This window comes from Arenibacter certesii DSM 19833 (genome assembly GCF_000429545.1).
Lineage (GTDB): Bacteria > Bacteroidota > Bacteroidia > Flavobacteriales > Flavobacteriaceae > Arenibacter > Arenibacter certesii.
In genome coordinates this window covers 1-23,223 of the sequence record NZ_AUCB01000015.1, presented here as the reverse complement: position 1 = coordinate 23,223, position 23,223 = coordinate 1, and the positions used below count along the sequence as shown (strand labels likewise).

Here is a 23,223-nt window from a genome sequence, read left to right as displayed (position 1 = left end):
ACCTAAACAAATGAAATATATCTTCCTTGGTTGTTTTATGATTATTGCCCTATCCTGTAATGATAACGGAGGATACCTTTTTACAGTAGCCGATAATGATAGGATAGTCCAAGCCTTGCCTATAGAAGTGGAATTGGAAAATTTTGACAATGTTAATTTGGATAACCCCGGAGAACTGATGCTATCCTATGAGAAAATGAAAATTCCTGTTCAGATTGATTCAAGTCAGAATAAATTGTGGTTTGTACATTCACCAGAAAACACGGGGAACTATAAACTTGAAAAAGGCGAGGCTAGGAACGGGGACCTTTCGGGAATAACCATGAGCCAAAGTAATGGAGATCTTAAATTAGAAAAAGAATCCGTGCCAGTGCTTACCTATAGATACGGAATGACCTATGCTCCAAAAGGAATAGATTCCCTCTTTGGAAAATCAGGATATATTCACCCTTTGCTTTCCCCATCCGGGGATACCCTTACTAGAATTCAACCAGAAGACCATTACCACCATTATGGTATATGGGGGCCCTGGACGCGCACACAGATAGAGGGGGAGCAGGTAGATTTTTGGAATTTAGGGGATGGTCAAGGGACCGTGCATTTTAAAGAATTTAATAATGCTTTTTCAGGAGCAGTTTACGGTGGCTTCAATGCGCATCAAGAGCACATTAACTTAAAAGCTACCGAAGATGATAAACGCATTGCCTTGAACGAGGATCTGCAGGTTAAGGTGTGGGATTTAGGTAGGCCTGATCGATATATGGTAGATTATACTACAACTTTTAATACGCCTCTGCAATCCGGGATTCTATTTGAAGCTTATCGTTATGGTGGTGGATTAGGGATGCGTTTTACGGAACGTTGGCATAAGGACAATTGCACCGTACTTACTTCAGAGGGCAATGACCGACTTACAGCGGACGGGACCAATGCACGTTGGTGTATGGTATCCGGGGAAACTGCTGATGGCAACGGAACCAATGGTATTTTATTTTTAAGCTATCCGGAAAATAAGGCGCACCCAGAACCAATGCGGGTTTGGCCTATTGATGGTAACGGGGGTAGAGGTGATATGTTTTTTGAGTTTTCTCCTATTCGTCATGAAGAATGGCAGATAGAACCCAATAAAGAATATCAGTTAAAATATAGAATGGTGGTCTTTGAAGGGAAACTGACCAAAGAAGAAGCAGAAGGGTATTGGCAATCCTTTGCGAATCCGCCACAAATTAAACTAACTAAAACTAAATTATAAATACAGATGCAAAGAAGAAATTTTATTAAAAAAACATCGTTGGGTACTGCTGCTGCAATAGCCTTCCCAACAATTGTGCCGGCTAGTGTATTCGGGAAAAATGCTCCGAGTAACATGATAAATATAGGGCAGATTGGTTGTGGAAGAATAGCACGGGACCATGATATCCGTGATACCATCCGTTATGATCAGACTCGTTTTGTAGGGGTGTGTGATGTAGATGCCAATAGAGCTGCCGATGCCAAAGTGTTGGTAGATAAATTCTACAAAGAGAAAACAGGGAAAGACAACTATGTGAATACCAAGGTTTATGATGATTATCGTGAAATGCTCCTTAACAAGGACATAGATGCCGTAGTGATAAGTACTCCTGATCATTGGCATTCCCAACCCGCAATGGAGGCCGCTTTGGCAGGGAAGGATATCTACCTACAAAAACCTACATCTCTAACGGTTAGAGAGGGACAGCAGCTACGAGAAGTAATACAGAAAACAGGAGCTATTCTTCAAGTGGGGACCCAACAAAGGGCAATGCCGCAATTTAGGATTGCTGCAGAATTGGTTAGGAATGGTAGGATTGGGAAATTGCATACTGTGAAAGTTGGACTCCCTGGAGACCCTTCAGGACCAGAAGCCGCTGCAATGCCAGTTCCTAACAATTTAAATTTTGACATGTGGTTGGGGTCAACGCCAGAAGTGCCTTATACAGAGATCGGCGTGCACCCACAACAGGGTTATGGTCGCCCTGGATGGCTTAGACTTAGAAGCTATGGAGCAGGGATGATTACTGGTTGGGGACAACACCATTACGATTCAGCAGCATGGGGAATGAATACGGAACTTTCCGGTCCTATTTCTGTAGAGGCCTTGGCAGAATTTCCAAAATCGGGTCTCTGGAATGTTCACGGCGATTTTTTTGTAAAACATCAATACGACAATGATATTACGGTCTATACCAGTGGTGGATATCCTAATGGGATAAAATATATTGGTGAAGATGGTTGGATATTTGTATCTCGTGGATCATATCAGGCCTCCGCATCAGACCCTGTGGATAAAGAAAAGAGCAGTAAGGCTTTAAACGCATCCGATCCAAAGATTTTAGAATCGGTGATTGGCGCGAACGAAACTCATTTATATAAAATAGACGACCAACACGGGAATTGGCTGGATTGTATCAAGTCTAGAAAAGCTCCAATTTCACCAGTTGAAAAAGGACATAAAGCCTGCGTAATCTGTTTAATCAGTGACATCGCCATGCAATTTGATAGAAAACTGGAATGGGACAATGAAAAAGAAATGTTTATCAATGATGATGAAGCCAATGCGTTACTGCAAAGAGAGCAAAGAGCACCTTATGGTACCAATTATGTTAAGGTTTAGGGACTTTAAACTATTTTAGAATCGATTGATCGTTCTGTGATAGACGGTCAATAGAATAACTGTTAGTGGGTTAAGTAAAATGAAAGATAGTAGAGCCCATTGATTTAGAAGGCTATTAATCAATAAAATGTTAAATTAGAGTCGTTAATAAGTGGATGATAATGAATAAAATAACCACCATACTTTTACTTTCTTTATGTATCTCGTGTTCCGAAAGTTCAAAAAAAATGAAAAACAATCAGAAGGAGGATGCGCAAATAACCTTAATGACCTTAGATCCAGGGCATTTTCATGCAGCGTTGGTTCAAAAGACCATGTATCCGGAAGTAGATTCTACCATTTATGTTTTTGCACCTGAAGGGCCAGAGGTAAAAGACTTTCTAAATAAAATTGAATCTTATAATTCAAGAGTTGAGTCACCTACACATTGGAAGGTAGCAACTTCTTTTGGGAAGGACTATTTGGAACAGATGATTGCCAAAAGACCGGGGAATGTAATGATAGTAGCAGGAAAAAATTCCCAAAAAATAGACTATATCCTTGAAGCAGTAAAAGCGGGTATAAATGTATATGCCGATAAACCCTTAGTTATAAATCCGGAGGGATTTCAAAAATTGGAGGAAGCTTTTAAAATAGCAGAAGAAAAAGGAGTATTGATCTATGATATCATGACTGAACGCTTTGAGGTAACTACAGATATGCAACGTCTATTGTCTGCCGTGCCTAATGTGTTTGGAGAGATAAAGGAAGGGAGTAGTGAGGAGCCCGCTATTAGCAAGGAAAGTGTGCATCACTTTTTTAAATATGTATCAGGAGAGCCTTTGGTAAGGCCTGCCTGGTTTTTTGATGTTAATGAGGAGGGGGAGGGAATTGTGGACGTAACTACCCATTTGGTAGATCTGGTGCAATGGGAGCTTTTTCCTGAACAGATAATAAACCAGTCGGATATTGAAATGATCAGTGCTAAACGATGGGCTACAGATCTGTCATTGGAAGAGTTTAGTAAGGTTACAGGTTTGGATTCATTTCCCGATTACCTTAAAAAGGATATCGCGGGAGATAAGTTGAAGGTGTATTGCAATGGGGAGATGATTTATAAGATTAAAGGGAAATATGCCAAAGTTTCAGTGATATGGAATTACCAGGCTCCCGAAGGTACCGGGGATACGCATTATAGTATCATGAGAGGAACAAAGAGTGATCTTATAATAAAGCAGGGAGAAGAAGAAGATTATAAGCCAACATTATATATCAAACAAAAAGAAAAAGGAGATATTGAGTCAGACATTACAGCAGCTTTACAGGGGAATATTGCAGTTTTATATCCAGGAACTACATCGGAAAAAATAAGCGATGGGTATTGGAGGATCAACATTCCTCAAAAATTTAAAATTGGGCATGAGGCTCATTTCGCCCAGGTGACCCAAAATTATTTGCGCTATTTAAAAGAAGATCAGCTGCCAAAATGGGAAGTACCTAATATGTTGGCAAAATATTACACCACTATAGAAGGGTATAAAATGGCAAAGGATAAATAGGTGTCTATAGCTCTAGAATAGGAATTAACTTTAAGAAAAAATTATTTTCCATTTAGATATGGAATAGCAAACTAAAACAACATTCAATGAGTCATTTATTTAATATAAAAGATAAGATTTATGCGTTATCCGGAGGAACGGGAACTTTAGGAGGATCCATTTCTACCTACTTGGTAGAGAATGGGGCAAAAGTGATATTATTAGGTCGGTCCCAAGATAAATTGGAAGAAAAATGTAAGGAATTGAATAGTCAAGGTTCCGATAATGCCCATTATTTTGTTGTTGATGTGATGAGCGAAAAAGAATTGACCGATTTGCGGGATAAGATTCTATCCCAGTTTGGGAAATTAGACGGGTTAATAAATCTTGCAGGTGGTAATATACCAGGAGCCACTTTAAAACCTGATCAAACTATCTACGATATAGAAATTGGGGATACACAAAAAGTAGTCGATATTAACCTTATGGGAACGGTTATGCCTACAATAGTGCTCAGTAAGATCATGGCCGACCAAGGTCATGGATCCATTATAAACATATCTTCCATGGCTGCCAAACAGACAATCTCCAGGGTACTAGGATATTCATTGGCCAAAGCAGGTGTAGATATATTTACCAAATGGATGGCGAACGAGCTTTCTTCTAAGTTTAGTGATAAGATCCGAGTAAATGCTATCGCTCCAGGATTTTTTATTGGAAATCAAAATAGACGCCTCTTAACTAACGAGGACGGTTCCTTCACAGATAGGGGCAATAAAATAATTGGCAATACACCTATGGGTCGCTTTGGAGATGCCTCGGAACTTAATGGAATGGTCCATTATCTACTTAGTGATGCTTCTTCCTTTGTTACGGGTACCGTATATGATATTGATGGTGGTTTTAGTTCCTTCTCCGGGGTGTAATCTATGGAATATCTGAAAAAAACATTGCGATGGTTCGGTCCTGATTTTGGGGTGTCTTTGCAAGATATCCGAGAACTTGGAGCCGAAGGAGTGGTAACCGCCTGCCATAATATTCCAGTGGGGGAAGTTTGGCCTATCGAAACAATCCAAGCCATTAAAAGCGAGATAGCGTCCCATGGACTGAAATGGGCGGTGGTAGAAAGTGTAAATATTCATAAGGCCATTAAATTTGGGTTGCCGGAAAGAGATAAATACATTCAGAACTATATAGAAACTCTTGAGCATTTAGCTGCTCAAGAAATTAAGATTGTCTGCTATAATTTTATGCAACTTATAGATTGGACACGTACTAATTTAAGTTATAAGCTTCCCAATGGGGCTATAAGCTTATTGTACGATCCCATTGCTATTGCGGCCTTTGATCTATTTATCTTAAAACGTGAAAATGCCAAAGAGATGTACAGTGAGGAAGTATGTAATGCCGCTGAGGTCTATTTTAACGGTTTAGAAACTCAGGAATTGTCCTTGCTAAAAAATTCTATTTTAGCCGGAATGCCCGGCTCTAAAAAAGCAATTCCAATCTCTTTATTTAAGTCTACTTTGGAAGAGGTAAGTGGAATAAATAAAAATGAATTAAAGGATAATTTGGCTTATTTTTTAAAAGCTATAATCCCAGAGGCAGAAAAATTGGGCATAAAAATGGCGTTACATCCAGATGATCCTCCGTTCTCTGTTTTTGGGATTCCAAGAATCGCTTCTACCTATGAAGACTTAAAATTTATTTTGAATTGTGTTTCATCGCCCAGTAACGGACTAACTTTTTGTTCTGGTTCTTTAGGGGCAACCGATTCTAACGATTTGTTGAAAATTATTGAGGATTTTGGACCAAAAATTCACTTTTTACATCTAAGAAACGTCACCCGTGAAGCAGGTGGTCAATTTTATGAAGCAGCCCATTTGGATGGTTCTATACCTATGGGGAAGATTATGAGGGCACTTATTAAAGAGCAGCAAAGAAGGTACCTAAGCGGAATTGGTGAAGTGGCCATACCAGTTAGACCAGATCACGGCCACGTATTATTGGATGATAAAAAAAGAATGGATGATTTTTATCCTGGGTACTCCCTTGTAGGTCGTGGAATCGGAATGGCGCAGCTATATGGTTTGGAAATGGGACTTAGAGAGGTGTTGTTGACAGATGGTGAGGTGTAATTAAATTTCAAATAAAACTGTAATTGAAGGGGAGGAAAATATTATCAGTTTTTTAAAGGGGCTAGCTCTTCTAAAAAAAGGGTTTTAGTGTTTTTATAGAATTAAAAGGCTAAGGATGTTATCTTTAGCAACGTAATATAAAAAATATGTGGGAATTTAAAATCGTAAAACTTAAATTGTGTGGATTAATAGGGGCTGTAGTTTGCCTTTTTATTATGTCTTGTTCCGAGAATACCTCACATAAAACATTGTTATTTGCGCATTCCTTACCTATTACGCATCCTGTACATAAGGGAATTCTATCCATGCAAGAGATACTTAACGAGAAGTCTGGAGGAAAATTACAGATTAAAATCTTTCCAGATGGCCAATTGGGATCGGAAAGGGAGATGTTAGAGCTTTTACAAATAGGAAGTGTTGCTATGACCAAGGTAAGTGCTGCCTCCATGTCTAGTTTTGCACCAGAATATAAGGTGTTGGGAATTCCTTATTTGTTTAGGGATTCTAAACATATGTTTGGTGTTTTGGAAGGGGAGGTAGGCAAGAAAATTTTAGAGGGCGGTAGTGAGTACCTGCTACGGGGACTTTGTTTCTATGATGCTGGCGCTAGGAGTTTTTACACCTTGGATGGGTTTATAAAGACACCGGAAGATTTAAAAGGTAAAAAGATTAGGGTAATGAACGATCAAATGGCCGTAAACATGGTGAATGATCTAGGAGGGTCTGCCACGCCTATGGCTTACGGGGAACTATACACAGCGTTACAGCAACGGGTAGTGGATGGAGCTGAGAATAATGTACCTTCTTTTGTAACCTCTAACCACTATGAGATTTGTAAGTTTTATACCGTAGATGAGCATACCATGACTCCTGATGTTGTGGTAGTTGGTACAAAGTTTTGGGACACTTTAAATGAAGAAGAAAAAGAATGGCTCCAGGCCGCTGCTGATGAGAGCGTTGCAAAACAAAAGGTATTTTGGAGCGAAACGGTTAAAGAAAATATGGAAGTCTTGAAAAAGGCCAATGTAAAAATCTATAACCCGGATAAAAGTCCGTTTATAGCTAAAACCAAACCGATCATGGAAGCGTTATTGAAAGACCCAACTATGAAAAAAATAATCGATCAAATTAACGACTACTAATGCAAACCATATATAATACATTAAATAAGATCATTGAAGGAATGCTTGTACTTATATTTAGTTTGTTGGTATTAGATGTGGTATGGCAGGTAGTTTCTAGGTATGTGGTAGGACAATCTAGTTCTTTCACGGAAGAATTTGCACGTTTTTCCCTAATCTGGTTAACGGTTTTGGGTGCTGCTTATATAAACGGCCAAAAAGAAGGGCATCTTTCCATGGATTTTCTACTGGCCAAACTCCCTCCCAAAAAGCAGTTTAAAAGACATAGGGTTATTCAAGTCATAATGGCCATATTCGCCTTGGTGGTTATGGTTATCGGCGGTGGGAATTTGGTGTATATCACCCTAAAATTAGGGCAGTTGTCACCAGCTTTGTTAGTGCCTTTAGGCTATGTCTACGCTATAGTGCCTCTTTGTGGTCTCATCATTATATTCTTTTCCATATATCATATCAAAATAACCTTTAACCCCAATAGCAATGAGCATTGAAACTATAAGTATTTTTGTATTGTTCGTTAGTTTTCTGGGACTATTGGCCTATGGGGTGCCTGTGGCCTATGCCATTGGAATTTCTACAACCATAACCTTATTGGTTAATATTTCCTATCTGCCGGCGACTACTACGGTGAGTCAAAGAATGACAATAGGTATAGATAATTTTTCTCTTTTGGCTATTCCGTTTTTTATTTTGGCGGGGGAAATTATGAATAGGGGAGGGATTGCGAATCGGTTAATTGAATTTGCTAAATCCTTAATAGGAAGTTTGCCTGGAGGTTTAGCCTATGTAAATATTATTTCTGCCATGTTATTTGGAGCAATTTCGGGATCTGCCATTGCTGCTGCCTCTGCTATAGGAAGTACGTTAACAGATAAAATGGAAAAAGACGGTTACCCAAGGGAGTTTAGTGCTGCCGTTAATATTAGTTCCTCTACTACCGGACTATTGATTCCGCCTAGCAATGTTTTAATCATTTTTGCATTGGCCAGTGGCGGGACCGCTTCAGTAGCAGCTCTATTTATTGCTGGTTATATTCCTGGTATTTTGGTAGGGTTGGCTATCATGGGTGTTGTCTATGTTTATGCCTTAAGAAAAGGATTACCAAAAGAGAAACGAGTCAGTTTTAAAAAGCTGTTCCAAGATTTTAAGCATGCCCTATTAAGTTTAACCCTTTTGGTTATTGTGGTGGGCGGTATTGTAGCGGGAATTTTCACGGCTACAGAAGCAGCCGCCATTGCGGTAGTATATGCTATATTACTTGGTTTTGTAAATAGAGAGTTAAAGTTTTCCGATTTTAGGCCAGTTATATTGCGAAGTGCCAAGACCACAGCTATAGTTATGTTTCTAATAGCTACTTCCATGGCTATGTCCTGGTTGTTTTCATTTGAATCTATTCCCCAATCCTTAACGGGATTCTTATTAGAATCTGTGAAAAATCCGTTATTGGTTCTGCTTTTTATCAATATAACCTTATTGGTAGTAGGCACCTTTATGGATATGACTCCAGCGGTACTTATTTTCACTCCAATTTTTCTGCCTGTGGTAATGGCATTAGGGATGCATCCAGTGCAATTTGGAATGGTTATAGTGCTAAATCTTTGTATTGGGGTATGTACTCCACCTGTAGGAACTTTACTATTTGTTGGTAGTGGAGTGGCCAAAGTACCGGTGACCAAAGTAATAAAGCCATTATTGCCCCTGTTGGGGGCGATGGCAGGTGTTTTAATGCTACTCACCTATTTTCCGGAGTTATCCCTATGGTTGCCAAGAGCATTTGGATTGATAGAATAGGCTGCTATCAGCCCATACCCTAATCGATTAACAATAAAATATTTTTTGAGAGAAGGATAAGGTTAAACTTACTTATGGGTGATTAAATCCAATCGATACCCAACGAGTAATAGTTTTAGCTTCTTAAAATGGAATAGGAATACATTGGTATGCCTAATTTGTAACACTTAAATCTCATATATCAAAAGTCAAAACAAGAGGTGTGTGCCAAATTGTGATTTGATGATAAGTGCTTTCCGCCTTTATCGCATTTTGTCAGGTGAAAAATGGCATTAGAAGGGTATCTGACCAAATCTTTTATATATATCCAAACTCCTTATCTTAGCTATAGTGGTTGATGCACGATGACTATAAGCTTTTACTATGATAATTTATTAGCAACAGATAAACTCTATTGTTTAATAGGGGGTTTCGCATTGTTTTTGCGCATTATGGTAGTGTAAATTAAGTATTAACTAAAAATTTTACATGAGAGTATTAGTAATTGGAGCGGGTAACATGGGATTAACCTATGCAGAGTCTATGTCGAAATCAAATCTTTTAAAGAAGAAGTTAATGATCTTCGACAATTCCTCTGAAAAGACCACCTCCTTAAAAAAGATTTCACATTTTGATGTTTACGACAATTTGGAGGAGGCCCTTCCTAAGGCAGATTTAATCTTCATTGCTGTAAAACCATACCATTGCGAAGGTCTTTTTAAGAAAATTAAAACCTTTTTAAGTGAGGATCAAATAATAATCTCCATTATGGCAGGTGTTACCATAGGAACTATGCAGGAGGCTTTGGGGATTCAGAAGATTGTTAGGGCAATGCCTAACTTGCCAGCACAGATAGGCAAGGGGGTAACTTCGTACACAGCGTCTACGGAAGTGTCTAGAATAGAGCTGTTGACCATTGAAAGTTTATTGGATACAACAGGGAAATCCATTTTTGTGAGTACCGAAAAGTTTATTGATGCCTCTACTGGAATATCCGGTAGTGGTCCTGCATATGTGTTTTACTTTATGCAAAGTATGATGGAGGCAGCCTTAAAAATGGGCTTTACCGCTAATGATAGCAAGGTTTTAGTAAGCAAGACCTTTGAAGGGGCGGTAGATTTGTTTAACCAGTCCGATCTTTCTCCTAATTCGTGGATGGATAGAGTAGCTTCTAAAGGGGGCACAACAAGGGCAGCTTTGGACTCTATGGAAGATAATAATGTAAAGGAACTTATAAAGGAAGCAGCATATTCTGCATTTAACAGAGCAGTTGAGCTAGGTAAAGAAAAGTAAGATATGTATAAAGAAAGAGTAGTTATAAAAGTAGGTACCAATGTAATGACCAATAAGGACAATAGGATAGTGAAGCCTGTTCTTGATCATTTGGTGCAACAGATTGCAGAATTATACGAACGTAATATTATGACCGTTTTGGTATCTTCTGGTTCCGTAATAGCGGGAATGGAAGTAATGGGAGAAAGCCAGATTACAGATAAGGCAACTCGGCGTCAGGTTTATTCAGCTATAGGTCAACCCCGAATGATGCGTCATTACTATAATATTTTTCAAGATTATGGAATGAAATGCGCCCAGGTATTAGCGACTAAAAGAGATTTTAATCCTGGGAGCCACAGAGATAATATGGTGAATTGTTATGAAGGTTTAATGTCTGAGGGAGTTGTGCCTATCGCAAATGAAGATGATGCCGTTTCACTTACTAAATCTATGTTTTCCGATAACGATGAATTGGCCAGTCTTGTAGCGGAACTAATAAATGCCGATAAGCTGATTATATTGACGGATACAGACGGACTTTACACAGGTCATCCCGATGAAAAAGGGACCGAGGTTATAAAAAATGTAAGTGTAGATGAGAACGTAGAAAAGTATGTGAAGACCATCGTTAAAGGTGAAGCTGAAGGAAGAGGAGGTATGGGCTCTAAAATAAATATAGCAAAGCAGACCGCCTCAAAAAATATTCCGACCTTTATAGCAAATGGGAAAAGTAAACGGGTGATCCTGGATATTGTAGAAGGAAAAAGTGTTGGAACCAAGGTAACCGTATAAGTAATAAGATAAGAAGTAGAATAGAAGATAAAATTTAAATATGAAACTATTAAATACAGATATAAAGAACAAAGTACTGCAGTCCATGATGCAGATTTTGGACCGTAATAAAAAGGAGATTATAGCTGCGAATAAAAAAGATCTAGATCTCTTTGATGAATCCGATAGAGCAATGTACGATAGACTCATTGTAGACGAAAAGAAAGTAGATGGAATGATTGGGGCTATAGATGAAATCCTCAATCAGGAGGACCCTGTAGGGAAAATAAAATCGGAGAGAAAACTAGAAAATGGGCTTAAGATTCAGAATAAAACAGCTCCCTTTGGGACCATTATGATCATCTATGAATCTAGACCAGATGTTACTATAGAAGCAGCGGTTCTTGCGTTTAAGGCCAATAATAAAATTTTGTTGAAAGGGGGTAAAGAAGCTATTAACAGTAATATAGCCTTGGAAGCATGTTGGCACCAAGCTTTAAAAGAAAACGGATTGGGCACTGACTGGATTAAGTTACTCCATATGAACCGTGAGGAAACACAAGAGTTTCTTAGGAACCCTACCGAGAAGCTAGATTTAATTGTTCCCCGTGGTGGTGAACGTTTAATCGCCTTTGTTAAGGAGCATGCTAAATGTGCAGTCTTGGTAAGTGGTCGTGGAAACAACTTTATTTACGTAGACGAAACAGCAGATTGGGCGCAAAGTCTAAAAGTAATCATCAACGCTAAGACCGATAAGATCTCGGCATGTAATGCATTGGATAAAATCCTCATCAATGCCAATATAGAGGATTATCCTAATAAAATGAAGGAATTGAATGAGGTGCTTTCCTCTCAAGGAGTTTCCGTCTTGGTAGATAATGATGCTGCTAAAGTACTTAAAGACAATGAGAGGGTTGTGGATGAATCCATCTGGTATGAAGAGTTCTTGGCTATGAAATGTGTGGTTTCTCCAGTAGAAAGTTTGGACGATGCCATTGATCGCATCAACAAATATTCTGGAGGGCATTCTGCAACTATCATGTCCAAGGATGAGAATACGGCCGGCGAATTTATGGACCAAGTGGATAGTGCTGCGGTATACCACAACGCCTCCACAAGGTTTACTGATGGGGGACAAATGGGTGTTGGAGCAGAATTAGCGATTAGTACTGATAAATTACATCATAGAGGGCCATTGGGCTTGGAGCAATTGGTGACCAATAAGTACTACGTGTACGGAAATGGGCAAATAAGGGAATAAGAATCCATTAGTTGTCATGTTTTAGTATTAAAACGGCGGTTTCACAGGCAGAAGTGTTGTGGACTGCCGTTTTTACTTTGGTCTTTCTCTAGAAGGATAGAAGCGTATTTTCGGCCAACTACAATTGAAAATCACGTTTTTCTACAGGTTATTTTTAAACCCGCCTTGCACTATTTTAGTGCTGAAATGAATATAGGATGTAATACCATCGACCTAATTATTCATTATCTTCGCTCCGAAAAGCCAGCGAATGCTGGATATTAATCTTAGAAGAGAATAATGAAGAAGTCATTTTTTTATGTAGTTATAGCCTTTTTTTTGACCTCATTTGCTATTGGGCAAGAGTTTAACCAAGGAACCAGTGTCGTAAATGTCGGATTTGGGCTAGGAGGTAGTTTTAATACCGTAGGATCCCTTAGCCAAAAACCCTCCATTAGCGCTAGTTACGAATATGGGATGTGGGATGTTCCTGGTCCGGGAGTGGTTAGCTTAGGAGGTTATCTAGGTCATAAATCATATAGATTTGACAATAATGATAAATGGAACTATACTATTTTAGGAGTACGGGGTGCATATCATTATAATGGTTTGGAAATAGACAATTTGGATGTATACGGAGGTGTCATGCTTGCATACAATATGTTGTCCTATGATAATACGTACTATGCGGCCGGTACGTATGGAAACGAGCTCGCTATAAGTGCATTTGTGGGTGGTAGATGGTACTTTACAGAAAATTTTGGAGCCTTTACTGAATTAGGGTTTGGAGTGGCGAATGTAAGTATAGGGGTTGCATTGCGTTTATAAAGTTATCGACTAATGCCATAAAAGGGATTTGATGTTGAGGTTTGTGAAATAGCCATCCCATTTATAATTCTAAACAGAACATCTATATTTTAACTCATTGCAGTGTTATGGAAAGGAATGAATTGTACCCTATTTTTTTAAAAGTTTCCCAACTTAATATACTTATTATTGGCGGTGGAAATGTAGGGTTAGAAAAACTGACCTTTTTGTTGAAATCGAGCCCAAAGGCAACGGTAGAAATGATTGCAATTCATTATTTGGAAGATACCTTAGCACTTGCCAAAGAGCATCACGTTAAAATTATTAAAGATGCTTACCATAGTAGATATTTGGAAGGGCGCCATATGGTGATTGCTGCAACGGATAATACTGAAGTTAATCAGCGGGTGTACCATGATTGTAGGGCCCGACAGATACTGGTGAACGTTGCGGATAACCCTCCCTTCTGTGATTTTTATATGGGGAGTATAGTTACCAAAGGAAATGTAAAAGTGGCTATTTCTACCAATGGAAAATCTCCAACAACAGCTAAGCGTTTACGGCAGTTTTTTGAGGATGTAATCCCAGAAAATATAGATGACCTAGTGAAAAATCTTAGCGAATTCCGAAAAACAATTAAAGGAGATTTTGAGGAAAAGGTGGAAACGCTAAATGAATTCACCAAAGGACTGATCAAAAAAAAGGAATAAACGCAGCTACTTTCTTTTAGCTTTATGGATCCGTGAATACCAAGTAAAGTGGAACTCCTTTTTAAATATTTTACGAAACCGTTTTCGAAAATTTTATTTTGAACAAGATTGGTTGTAGTTGGCTGATTTACAGCTTTTTGTGATTATTTTTTATTTCTTGGAACAAGCAAATTTACTTCGCTTACTTTTTCCCATTCGGGTATATAGTAGTCATTGACCTATATTTTAATATATTTGAGAGAGGCCTCTATGGCTGTTTCAAATTAGGACGTTGTCCTTTATAATAAGTGGAGTATGTATTATTTGGGATTGGATATTGGGAGTTCATCAATAAAAGTAGCTTTAGTTGAAATAGCTACTGGCAAATTAGTTGGGTTAGTGCAGGAGCCAGAGTCTGAAATGGATATGATTGCTCTAAAAAACGGATGGGCAGAGCAGGATCCAAAAGATTGGTGGAGGTATGTATGTAAGGGAATTAAGGAAATTAAGGAAAAGTTTAATATCCACCCAGATCAAATTAAGGGGATAGGTATTGCGTATCAAATGCACGGCTTGGTATTGTTGGATAAAGAGGGTAATCCTGTCCGTAATGCCATTATTTGGTGCGATAGCAGGGCGGTAGTGATAGGTAGGGAAGCGTATGCTACAATAGGAGAAGAAAAATGTAAGTCGCACTTACTAAACTCCCCCGCTAATTTTACCGCTTCAAAACTAAAATGGGTGAAAGAAAATGAAGCGAATGTTTTCCAAAAGGCCCATAAACTTATGCTTCCCGGAGATTATATTGCCTATTGCTTTTCCAATGTGATGAATACTACTATTTCTGGTTTGTCGGAAGGAATCCTATGGGATTTTAAGGAAGATTCGGTAGCTAACTTAGTGCTGGAGCATTATGGTCTTTTAGAATCTTTTATTCCGGACCTAGTAGATACCTTTGGTTTACAATCTAGAGTAGATGCTCAAGGAGCCAAGGAAAGTGGGTTGGCCCAAGGAACCCCCATCTTCTACAGGGCAGGAGACCAGCCTAACAATGCCTTGTCGCTCAATGTATTTAACCCTGGGGAAGTGGCGGCCACAGGGGGAACATCTGGTGTGGTGTATGCGGTTACGGATAATCTTTCTGGTAAGGAAAGTACTCGCGTAAATAACTTTGCCCATGTTAACTACAGCAAGGAAACACCTAGGATTGGCAAATTATTGAATATTAATGGAGCAGGGATACAATACAGATGGTTATTGAAAAATTTGGGTGTGGGATCCTATGAAGAAATGAATGCGCTAGCAAATGAAATTCCAGTAGGAGCGGATGGGGTCTGTTTAATTCCCTTTGGTAATGGCGCGGAAAGAATGTTGAACAACATGGATGTAGGGTCTAGATTACTGAATGTAAACCTAAATAATCACCATAAAGGGCATATTTGTAGAGCTGCTTTAGAAGGTATTGCATTTTCGTTTGCCTACGGGATGGAAATATTAAAATCTGACGGAATTAGCATTCAAACCATGCGTGCTGGGAATGATAATTTATTTCGATCGGAAATATTTTCCAACACCTTGGCAAGTTTAATAGATCAGGAAATTGAGATCTATAATACCACTGGTGCAATAGGAGCGGCACGTGCTGCTGGAATTTACGAGGGCGGATTTGAAAAATTAAGCACCTATATCACTAATAATGACCACGTACACACATTTAAACCAAGTGGGGATACATCGGGTTACAGAAGCGCGTTTGAGAAGTGGAAAAAAGAATTGGAGTTAATTATTAACAGCAAAAAATAAGAAAATGGCATTGATCGGAAACAAGGAATATTTTAAGGGTATTGGGGAAATTAAATTTGAAGGTAAGGAGTCTGATAATCCCTTGGCGTTTAAATACTATAATCCAGAGCAGGTAGTTGCAGGGAAAACCATGCGCGAACATTTTAAATTTGCTATTGCCTATTGGCATACCTTCTGCGGACAAGGGGGCGATCCCTTTGGGCCTGGAACGCAAAGTTTTGAGTGGGACCAAGCAGCTGATCCGTTACAGGCCGCTAAGGATAAAGCGGATGCGGCTTTTGAATTTATCAGTAAAATGGGATTTGACTACTTCTGTTTTCACGATTTCGATCTAATTCAGGAAGGGGCCACTTTTGCAGAATCCGAAAAACGATTGCGTGCCATTACCGATTATATTAAGGAAAAGAAAGCCGCTTCGGGTATTAAACTGCTTTGGGGAACAGCCAATTGTTTTTCCAACCCTAGGTATATGAACGGGGCTGCTACTAATCCAGAATTTAATGTGGTGGCAAGAGCAGGCGGGCAGATAAAATTGGCGTTGGACGCCACTATTGCCCTAGATGGTGAGAATTATGTTTTCTGGGGCGGAAGAGAAGGATATATGTCCCTATTAAATACGGATATGGGAAGGGAATTGGATCATATGGCCCAGTTTTTAGGGATGGCTAGGGATTATGCTCGTTCCCAGGGTTTTAAAGGCACTTTCTTTATAGAGCCCAAGCCCATGGAGCCCACTAAGCACCAATACGATTTTGATACCGCCACTGCAATAGGATTCTTGCGAGAATATGGATTGGAGAAAGATTTTAAAATTAATGTTGAGGTCAATCACGCTACCTTGGCCCAGCACACTTTTCAGCACGAGTTGGCAGTGGCTGCCAAAGCGGGGATGTTAGGGAGTATAGATGCTAACAGGGGAGATTATCAAAATGGATGGGATACCGATCAGTTTCCAAATAATATCCAAGAAACTACAGAGGCCATGCTAGTGTTTTTAAAGGCAGGCGGACTACAAGGTGGGGGCGTAAATTTTGATGCCAAGATAAGAAGAAACTCCACTGATTTAGATGATGTTTTCCATGCACATATTGGAGGCGCAGACACTTTTGCACGGGCCTTGTTAACAGCAGATAAAATTATTTCATCCTCTGCTTATGATAAGTTGCGCCAAGAGCGATACAGTTCTTTTGATTCTGGCAAAGGCAAGGATTTTGAGAATGGGAAACTCAGCCTTACCGACTTGTACCAAATTGCCCAGGAGAATGGGGAATTACCGTTAGTCAGTGGAAAGCAAGAATTGTTTGAAAACATCATCAACCAGCATATATAAAGATTAGTACTTAAAATTATTATGGACCTTGCCACCTCCCTTTGGCCAAAGGGAGGTGGCTTCGCCATAGCGAAGATGGAGGGATTGAATCCGTACCATAATCTATATGATATCTATGATTAGTGTTAATTTTAATTAGGGCTATATTGTAGGACTATGAAGAAAATAACCTTAAAAAAGATAGCCCAGGTATTTAATGTTTCTGTATCTACAGTTTCCAAGGCCATAAATGATAGTCATGAAATAAGTGATGATCTAAAGGGGAAGATTCAGCAATACGCCAAAGAAAATAAATACAGGCCCAATAAACTAGCTTTAAATTTACGGCAGAAGAAAACAAAGACTATTGGAGTAGTAGTGCCCAATATCCTAAATTATTTTTTCACTCAAGTCTTTTCAGGAATAGAAAAAGTGGCTAATGAAAAAGGATATAATCTGTTGAGTTGTATCAGTGACGAGTCTTATGATAAAGAGGTGAAAACCTTGGAGTTTTTAGGGGGTAATACGGTAGATGGCATCATCATATCCATGGCAGAGGAAACGCAGTTTAAAAATAAAATGGACCATTTTCAAAATTTGGTTGATGAGCGGATTCCCTTAGTAATGTTCGATAGGGTTTCCAATGAGGTGGCATGTGATAAGGTGGTGGTAGACGATTATGAAGCCGGATATAAGACTACTAATTATTTTTTAAGCACAGGGTGCTCTACCGTAGCAGTGGTTACAGCAATTGATCATTCTAGTGTGGGTAGACTCCGAGTAGAAGGATATAAAAAGGCGTTGGATGAAGCCAATATTCCCTATGACGACAAATTGGTGGTGCGTCTTGATAAGAAGGACGACTTGGAACTTAGGATATCTTTTTTATTGAATTATAAAAAGGTAGATGCGATAATGGCACTGGACGAGATGACCGCGGTGGAGGTTTTAAGAATAGTGAAGAATAAAGGCTACAAGGTGCCAGAGGATATCTCTATTATTGGTTTTACCAACGGCAAATTATCACGTTACGTAACCCCTGCGCTTACCTCTGTAAGTCAGCATGGAACCTATATTGGGGAAGCTGCGGCAAATATATTGATAGAAAGGATGGAAGATAATTCCAATAGGGATTTCTCCACCCTAACTATCAAAACAAGTTTAGTTATGCGCGATTCAACCAAAAAAAGGTTAGACCAGTAAGGATTGATTATGACTTACTTAATGGTGTTAGCTTTTGCTTGATCACTGTTTCCATAAAATCTATCTCCTGCAATGCCATATTTGTAAAATGGAACAAACTAAGGCAGCGATCCAGGTTTTGATTTTCATAGGATACCTTGTAATATATATTATTGTTCAGGTAATCTGTAAGCGCTCTAAGTCCGTGGATAAAGGGCATAAAAACGGCGCCCCAAGCCAGGGTGTCCAGCTCTTCCTGATACAAGAAGGGACCATTTGCCTCTAGACCATCAACAAATGCTTCAAACAGTGGACGCTTAAAAGTAATTTTACTATGATCCTGCTCATCTTCAATGGCCTGGTTGGCAACAGTTCGTATAGCATCGCCAAAATCATAATAAAAGTATCCCTTCATCACGGTATCCAAATCAATTAGGCACAAGGCCTTATTACTTTCCTTGGAAAAAAGGATGTTGTTTAACTTTGTGTCGTTATGACAGACACGCAAGGGTAATTTGGAGTTGTTAATTACTTTTAATTTCTCCAAGGTAGCTTTAGCGAAAGCTATAGCGGATTTAGAAATTTCTAGTTTCTCGGGATGTGCAGTTTCTAAAGAGTCATTAAACTGAGCTTCCCGCAGAGAAAGATCATGAAACTGTGGAATAGTATCCACATAATTCTCTAAAGGCGCTTTGGCTAGGAGTTGATGGAACTTACCAACCACCTTACCGGCCTCATGAGCTATGCTAACGTTGGTGGCATTATCATAGGCGGTGGTGTTATCAATATAGGTCATTAATCTCCAATACCCCTTCTCTTCTTCCTCAAAATAGGTGGCATCCTCTTGGGTCCTTATCAGGGCAATAGGGGTATATTCCGTATCAATGAGGAAATTAAAGGCGCTTGCAATATTTCCCATCAACCCCTTTATATCCTTAAAGACATTCCGGTTTACCCGCTGTAGAATGTACAGTGGACCGCTCTGGTCTAGTACCAGATAGGTATCATTGATATATCCTTGGGTTATTTCTTGAAATTGATAGGTTTTTTGGTCTATTTTAAAATTGCCCAATATTTTGTTGAGCATGCTAGCCTTGTCTGCGATCATCAATTAAAAGTTCTAGAGGGTCTCCCATACTGGGGAAGGATATTCATTTTTGTCTGTCATTCTCTCTAATTCGGCAACGGCAGTATCTTTGTCGCTTGCATAAGTAACGCCAAACCACTGACTTTTAGATGGAAGTACATCGACATCAACAAGTTCTTGATCTATCATTTCCTTAATAGCGAAGGGAAGGTATATTTCTCCTTTAGCTATATTGTCATTATTCTCTATAAAATCTGTTAGATATCCTGTGATAAAAGGGAATATGGAAGGTTGACAAACCCAAAAGTTCATACTAGCCAGTTCTTCACCGGTAAATTCGGTTCCACTATCCAAATCTTTAATAGTATCCCCGGTTTTCTCTATTTGGATATACTCGTGAATGGAAGTCAGTTTATTGTTTTCTGAATTACAAACGCCTCTGGATACCGAACCGTGTTCTGATAATGTATTTTTTAGCGTATAAGCCACCAATCCGTAAGTAGATTCACTCTTATTAGATTTTATAAAATCAGCTGCACTTTTAAAGGCGTTTTGACCGTAATAATCATCTGCATTTATAATAGCAAATGGACCATCAATTACATTTCTGGCTGTCCACACGGCATGTGCGGTTCCCCATGGTTTTGCGCGCTCTCCAGTATAAGTTACTCCTTCAGGAAGGTCGCTTAATTCTTGTGCAAGGACATCTATCTTAATGTTTTTAGGTAATCTCTGAGAAAGATGTTCTTTTAGGAAATCTACATTTTCTTTTTTTGTTATGGCAACAATATGCTCAAAGCCATTTTTTATGGCATCATAGATACTAAATTCCATTAGGAACTCGCCTTTTGGCCCCAAGTCATCAAATTGTTTAAGTTTCCCGTATCGGCTGCCACTTCCCGCGGCCATTAAAAGTAATGTCATAATCAGTTGTTTTTAAGACTGCAAAAATATGGATTATAATATAAATCGAAGAGGGGAAAAGTTTATATACGAAATTTCAGCAGCAAAACCCCTTTTATGACGTTCAATTCTGATCTAAATTTTTGGAAACTGAATCTTTTTGCTTCTATGGAGGGCCTGAGATGGATAAACCTGATAAGCATCATATTTTAAGTGAGGATAGGATGGTAATTTTGATAAATCATTCATAATTATTGAGCAATGGCGAATTTAATTCAGAAATACAATATACCAGGACCTCGTTACACTAGTTATCCTACTGTTCCCTATTGGGACTTAGGAAGCTTTTCGGGAAAGCAGTGGAAATCTACACTAATCAATAGTTTTATAAAGAGCAATGAATCCGAAGGAATTAGTCTTTATATCCATTTGCCCTTTTGTGAAAGTCTATGTACTTTTTGTGGGTGCCATAAGCGGATTACCAAAAGGCATGAAGTAGAAAATCCATATATAAGCAATGTCTTAAAGGAATGGCAACTTTATTGTGATTTACTACCGGAAAAACCAAAGATCAAAGAACTTCATTTGGGAGGGGGGACCCCAACATTTTTCTCGCCCGAAAATCTAACCCGATTAATAAAGGGGATATTTAGGACTGCCGAGAGAGCTGATAATTATGAGTTTAGTTTTGAGGGACATCCCAATAACACGACCAAGGAGCATCTGCAGGCGTTATATGATGTTGGTTTTAGGCGGGTAAGCTATGGGGTGCAAGATTATAATATGAAGGTGCAGATTGCAATTCATAGGATACAGCCTTTCGAGAATGTAAAAAACGTTACGGAATGGGCTAGGGAAATAGGGTACACTTCCGTAGGTCACGATATTATATTTGGATTGCCTTTTCAGACGCAGGCCCATGTAGAGGAGACTATTATGCGAACCAAGGAATTAATGCCAGATCGTTTGGCATTTTATAGTTATGCCCATGTGCCTTGGTTAAAAGGAAACGGTCAACGGGGCTTCCAAGATGCCGATCTGCCTACGGCAGATGAAAAACGGAATCAATATGAGACAGGGAAAGAACTGCTGGCGGAAGTGGGGTATTGCGAGATTGGTATGGACCACTTTGCATTAACTTCCGATAGCTTGTACAAAGCCATGGAGAAGGGGAGCCTTCATAGAAATTTTATGGGCTATACCGCTTCTAAAACCCAGGTGATGATTGGGTTGGGAGTTTCTAGTATCAGCGATAGCTGGGATAGTTTTGCTCAAAACGTAAAAAATATAGAGGAATACGACCATCTAATAGAAAATAATATCATCCCCATCTTTAAGGGACATATCTTAACGGAGGAAGATAAGATGATTCGTAAGCATATCTTAGATTTAATGTGTAGATTTAATACTGCCATGGAAATTAAGGAGCAGGTATTTCCAGAACAGCCTCAGGTTCGGGAAAGATTAATTGAAATGGAGAAAGATGGGCTCGTTAAAATAGAGGATAACCAAATTGTGGTTACCGAGAAGGGGAGGCCATTTGTGCGGAATATTTGTATGGCTTTTGATTTGTTATTACACAGGAAAGCACCGGAAACTAGATTATTTTCCATGACGATTTAGGGAAGCCCTAAGAGATATCATAAAAATATAGGATTAGTAAATTTTAAAAATATGCCATTATGAAAAAAATTATTGTACCGGTTGATTTTTCTGAAACTTCTGAAGTTGCCCTTAAAACAGCGGCATCCATAGCTAAGAAATTTGGATCAGAGATTTTTGTACTACACATGTTAGAAATGTCCGATTCGTGGATGACCAGTAATGAAGATGTTGTTCAGCAACAGGCTGTTTTCTTAATGAGGTATGCCGAAATGAAATTCGGGGAATTTCTAGATAAGCCGTACTTAAACGGGGTAAAGGTAACCCCCATTGTAAAACGGCATAAGGTATATAGCGAGGTAAATGCCATTGCAGAAAAACACCAAGCCGATTTAATAATTATGGGTTCCCATGGAACGTCTGGAATAAAAGGCGTATTTGTGGGATCCAATGCGGAGAAAATGGTGAGGAATGCCCATGTTCCAGTACTGGTGATTAAAGATGAGATTGTGGATTTTGAGGTAAGAAGATTTGTTTTTGCATGTGACTTTGGGCTGGAGAACCTCCCCGCGTTCCATAAGGCGAAAGCGTTAACGGATAAGTTGGCAGCAGAGATGATAATGGTGTATGTTAATACTCCTGGAGACAATTTCTTAAGCACAAAGGATGCATTTAAAAAGATAAATCTGTTTTTACACAAGGCTAAAGCCAGTTTGGAGGTAGAGATATTTAATGATTATTCTGTAGAAAGAGGGATATTATCTTTTGGAGAAAGTAGAAGTGCCGATATTATAGGCCTGCCCACCCACGGTAGAAAAGGAATTAACCATTTTTTTATGGGCAGTATAGGCGAAGATATTGCCAACCGTTCCAAAACTCCGGTTATGACCTTTAAATTGTAGGTAATTCTACTTTGGCATATTTAAGAATAGGTTTGTTTTTCATATAACCTAAACAGAACAAATCCCGTGAAGATAGTATTCACGGGATTTTTTGACACTATCCCGTAAACTGTGTAAGTTTAAAATAACAGGGGTTTGACTTTTATCTAAAGTCTGACCCTTTTTTCATATATCGTCAGGAACTGATTTAGGATGATTCCCCAGTTCCTTACTGGCATGGACCATTTTTTGGTCGCTTCCCTCACTGCCAAATATACGGATTTCATCACCGCATCGTCCGTAGGGAAGGAAAGTTTGTTCTTGGTATACTTTCTTATCTTCCCGTTCAGGTTCTCGATAAGGTTCGTAGTATAGATTATTTTCCTGATCTCTATGGGGAACTCAAAGAATACCGTGAGCTCTTCCCAGTTGTCCCTCCAGCTCTTTATGGCATAGGAGTACTTGTCGTTCCATT

At 39.0% G+C, this 23,223-nt stretch carries 21 protein-coding genes; 18 read left to right on the top strand and 3 right to left on the bottom strand.

Features of this window, described 5'->3' with window-relative positions; translation table 11 throughout:
• The first annotated feature begins 10 nt into the window (after positions 1-10).
• From G466_RS0109250 to G466_RS0109170, 16 genes are all read left to right on the top strand, one after another.
• The gene (locus G466_RS0109250) at positions 11-1,252 is read left to right on the top strand and encodes a DUF6807 domain-containing protein (protein WP_026813405.1); all 1,242 of its coding nucleotides are present in this window, start codon (positions 11-13) and stop codon (positions 1,250-1,252) included.
• 6 nt (positions 1,253-1,258) lie between these two features.
• Positions 1,259-2,635: a Gfo/Idh/MocA family protein gene (locus G466_RS0109245; RefSeq protein ID WP_026813404.1), complete on the top strand. Its 1,377-nt coding sequence runs from the start codon at positions 1,259-1,261 to the stop codon at positions 2,633-2,635.
• A 227-nt stretch (positions 2,636-2,862) separates the two neighbouring features.
• Entirely contained in the window at positions 2,863-4,173 is a 1,311-nt protein-coding gene (locus tag G466_RS0109240; RefSeq protein WP_229797195.1) for a putative oxidoreductase C-terminal domain-containing protein, read from the top strand.
• An 86-nt stretch (positions 4,174-4,259) separates the two neighbouring features.
• Positions 4,260-5,078 (top strand): SDR family oxidoreductase, encoded by an 819-nt coding sequence (locus G466_RS0109235; protein WP_026813402.1) that lies wholly within the window; start codon positions 4,260-4,262, stop codon positions 5,076-5,078.
• A 3-nt stretch (positions 5,079-5,081) separates the two neighbouring features.
• A complete protein-coding gene (uxuA, locus tag G466_RS0109230) occupies positions 5,082-6,290 on the top strand; it encodes a mannonate dehydratase (protein WP_051315590.1) in 1,209 nt (402 codons plus the stop codon).
• Positions 6,291-6,436: 146 nt separating this feature from the next.
• Positions 6,437-7,432, top strand: a complete 996-nt coding sequence (locus G466_RS0109225) for a TRAP transporter substrate-binding protein (protein WP_034235164.1) — start codon at positions 6,437-6,439, stop codon at positions 7,430-7,432.
• Positions 7,432-7,920: a TRAP transporter small permease gene (locus tag G466_RS0109220; protein ID WP_026813399.1), complete on the top strand. Its 489-nt coding sequence runs from the start codon at positions 7,432-7,434 to the stop codon at positions 7,918-7,920. The genes G466_RS0109225 and G466_RS0109220 overlap by 1 nt, the downstream gene beginning before the upstream one ends.
• Positions 7,910-9,220 carry a TRAP transporter large permease gene (locus G466_RS0109215; RefSeq protein WP_026813398.1) on the top strand — a complete coding sequence of 437 codons (1,311 nt, stop codon included), beginning with the start codon at positions 7,910-7,912 and terminating at the stop codon, positions 9,218-9,220. The genes G466_RS0109220 and G466_RS0109215 overlap by 11 nt, the downstream gene beginning before the upstream one ends.
• A 468-nt stretch (positions 9,221-9,688) precedes the next feature.
• Positions 9,689-10,492 carry a pyrroline-5-carboxylate reductase gene (proC, locus tag G466_RS23850; RefSeq protein WP_026813397.1) on the top strand — a complete coding sequence of 268 codons (804 nt, stop codon included), beginning with the start codon at positions 9,689-9,691 and terminating at the stop codon, positions 10,490-10,492.
• A gap of 3 nt (positions 10,493-10,495) precedes the next feature.
• Positions 10,496-11,266 (top strand): glutamate 5-kinase, encoded by a 771-nt coding sequence (proB, locus tag G466_RS23845; RefSeq protein ID WP_026813396.1) that lies wholly within the window; start codon positions 10,496-10,498, stop codon positions 11,264-11,266.
• Between the two features lie 40 nt (positions 11,267-11,306).
• A complete protein-coding gene (locus tag G466_RS0109200; RefSeq protein WP_026813395.1) occupies positions 11,307-12,506 on the top strand; it encodes a glutamate-5-semialdehyde dehydrogenase in 1,200 nt (399 codons plus the stop codon).
• 279 nt (positions 12,507-12,785) lie between these two features.
• The gene (locus G466_RS0109195; RefSeq protein ID WP_026813394.1) at positions 12,786-13,313 is read left to right on the top strand and encodes a hypothetical protein; all 528 of its coding nucleotides are present in this window, start codon (positions 12,786-12,788) and stop codon (positions 13,311-13,313) included.
• 107 nt (positions 13,314-13,420) lie between these two features.
• Positions 13,421-14,002, top strand: coding sequence for a precorrin-2 dehydrogenase/sirohydrochlorin ferrochelatase family protein (locus tag G466_RS0109190; protein WP_026813393.1), 582 nt, complete (start codon positions 13,421-13,423; stop codon positions 14,000-14,002).
• 294 nt (positions 14,003-14,296) lie between these two features.
• The gene (locus G466_RS0109185; RefSeq protein ID WP_026813392.1) at positions 14,297-15,784 is read left to right on the top strand and encodes a xylulokinase; all 1,488 of its coding nucleotides are present in this window, start codon (positions 14,297-14,299) and stop codon (positions 15,782-15,784) included.
• Between the two features lie 4 nt (positions 15,785-15,788).
• A complete protein-coding gene (xylA, locus tag G466_RS0109180) occupies positions 15,789-17,114 on the top strand; it encodes a xylose isomerase (protein ID WP_026813391.1) in 1,326 nt (441 codons plus the stop codon).
• Between the two features lie 156 nt (positions 17,115-17,270).
• Positions 17,271-18,296 (top strand): LacI family DNA-binding transcriptional regulator, encoded by a 1,026-nt coding sequence (locus G466_RS0109170; protein WP_026813390.1) that lies wholly within the window; start codon positions 17,271-17,273, stop codon positions 18,294-18,296.
• Between the two features lie 7 nt (positions 18,297-18,303).
• Here G466_RS0109170 and G466_RS0109165 read toward each other — a convergent pair whose 3' ends face one another.
• Together G466_RS0109165 and G466_RS0109160 are read right to left on the bottom strand one after the other, a co-directional pair.
• Positions 18,304-19,383: a phosphotransferase enzyme family protein gene (locus G466_RS0109165; RefSeq protein WP_026813389.1), complete on the bottom strand. Its 1,080-nt coding sequence runs from the start codon at positions 19,381-19,383 to the stop codon at positions 18,304-18,306.
• Positions 19,384-19,395: 12 nt separating this feature from the next.
• Positions 19,396-20,286 (bottom strand): nucleotidyltransferase family protein, encoded by an 891-nt coding sequence (locus tag G466_RS0109160; protein ID WP_026813388.1) that lies wholly within the window; start codon positions 20,284-20,286, stop codon positions 19,396-19,398.
• A 240-nt stretch (positions 20,287-20,526) separates the two neighbouring features.
• Between G466_RS0109160 and hemN the strand changes: the two genes are divergently transcribed.
• Both hemN and G466_RS0109150 read left to right on the top strand, forming a co-directional pair.
• Positions 20,527-21,888: an oxygen-independent coproporphyrinogen III oxidase gene (hemN, locus tag G466_RS0109155; protein WP_026813387.1), complete on the top strand. Its 1,362-nt coding sequence runs from the start codon at positions 20,527-20,529 to the stop codon at positions 21,886-21,888.
• 59 nt (positions 21,889-21,947) lie between these two features.
• Positions 21,948-22,769: a universal stress protein gene (locus tag G466_RS0109150; protein WP_026813386.1), complete on the top strand. Its 822-nt coding sequence runs from the start codon at positions 21,948-21,950 to the stop codon at positions 22,767-22,769.
• Positions 22,770-22,915: 146 nt separating this feature from the next.
• Here G466_RS0109150 and G466_RS21715 read toward each other — a convergent pair.
• Positions 22,916-23,223, bottom strand: a 308-nt coding sequence (locus tag G466_RS21715) for a transposase (protein WP_034235158.1), incomplete at its 5' end; no start/stop codon positions are given.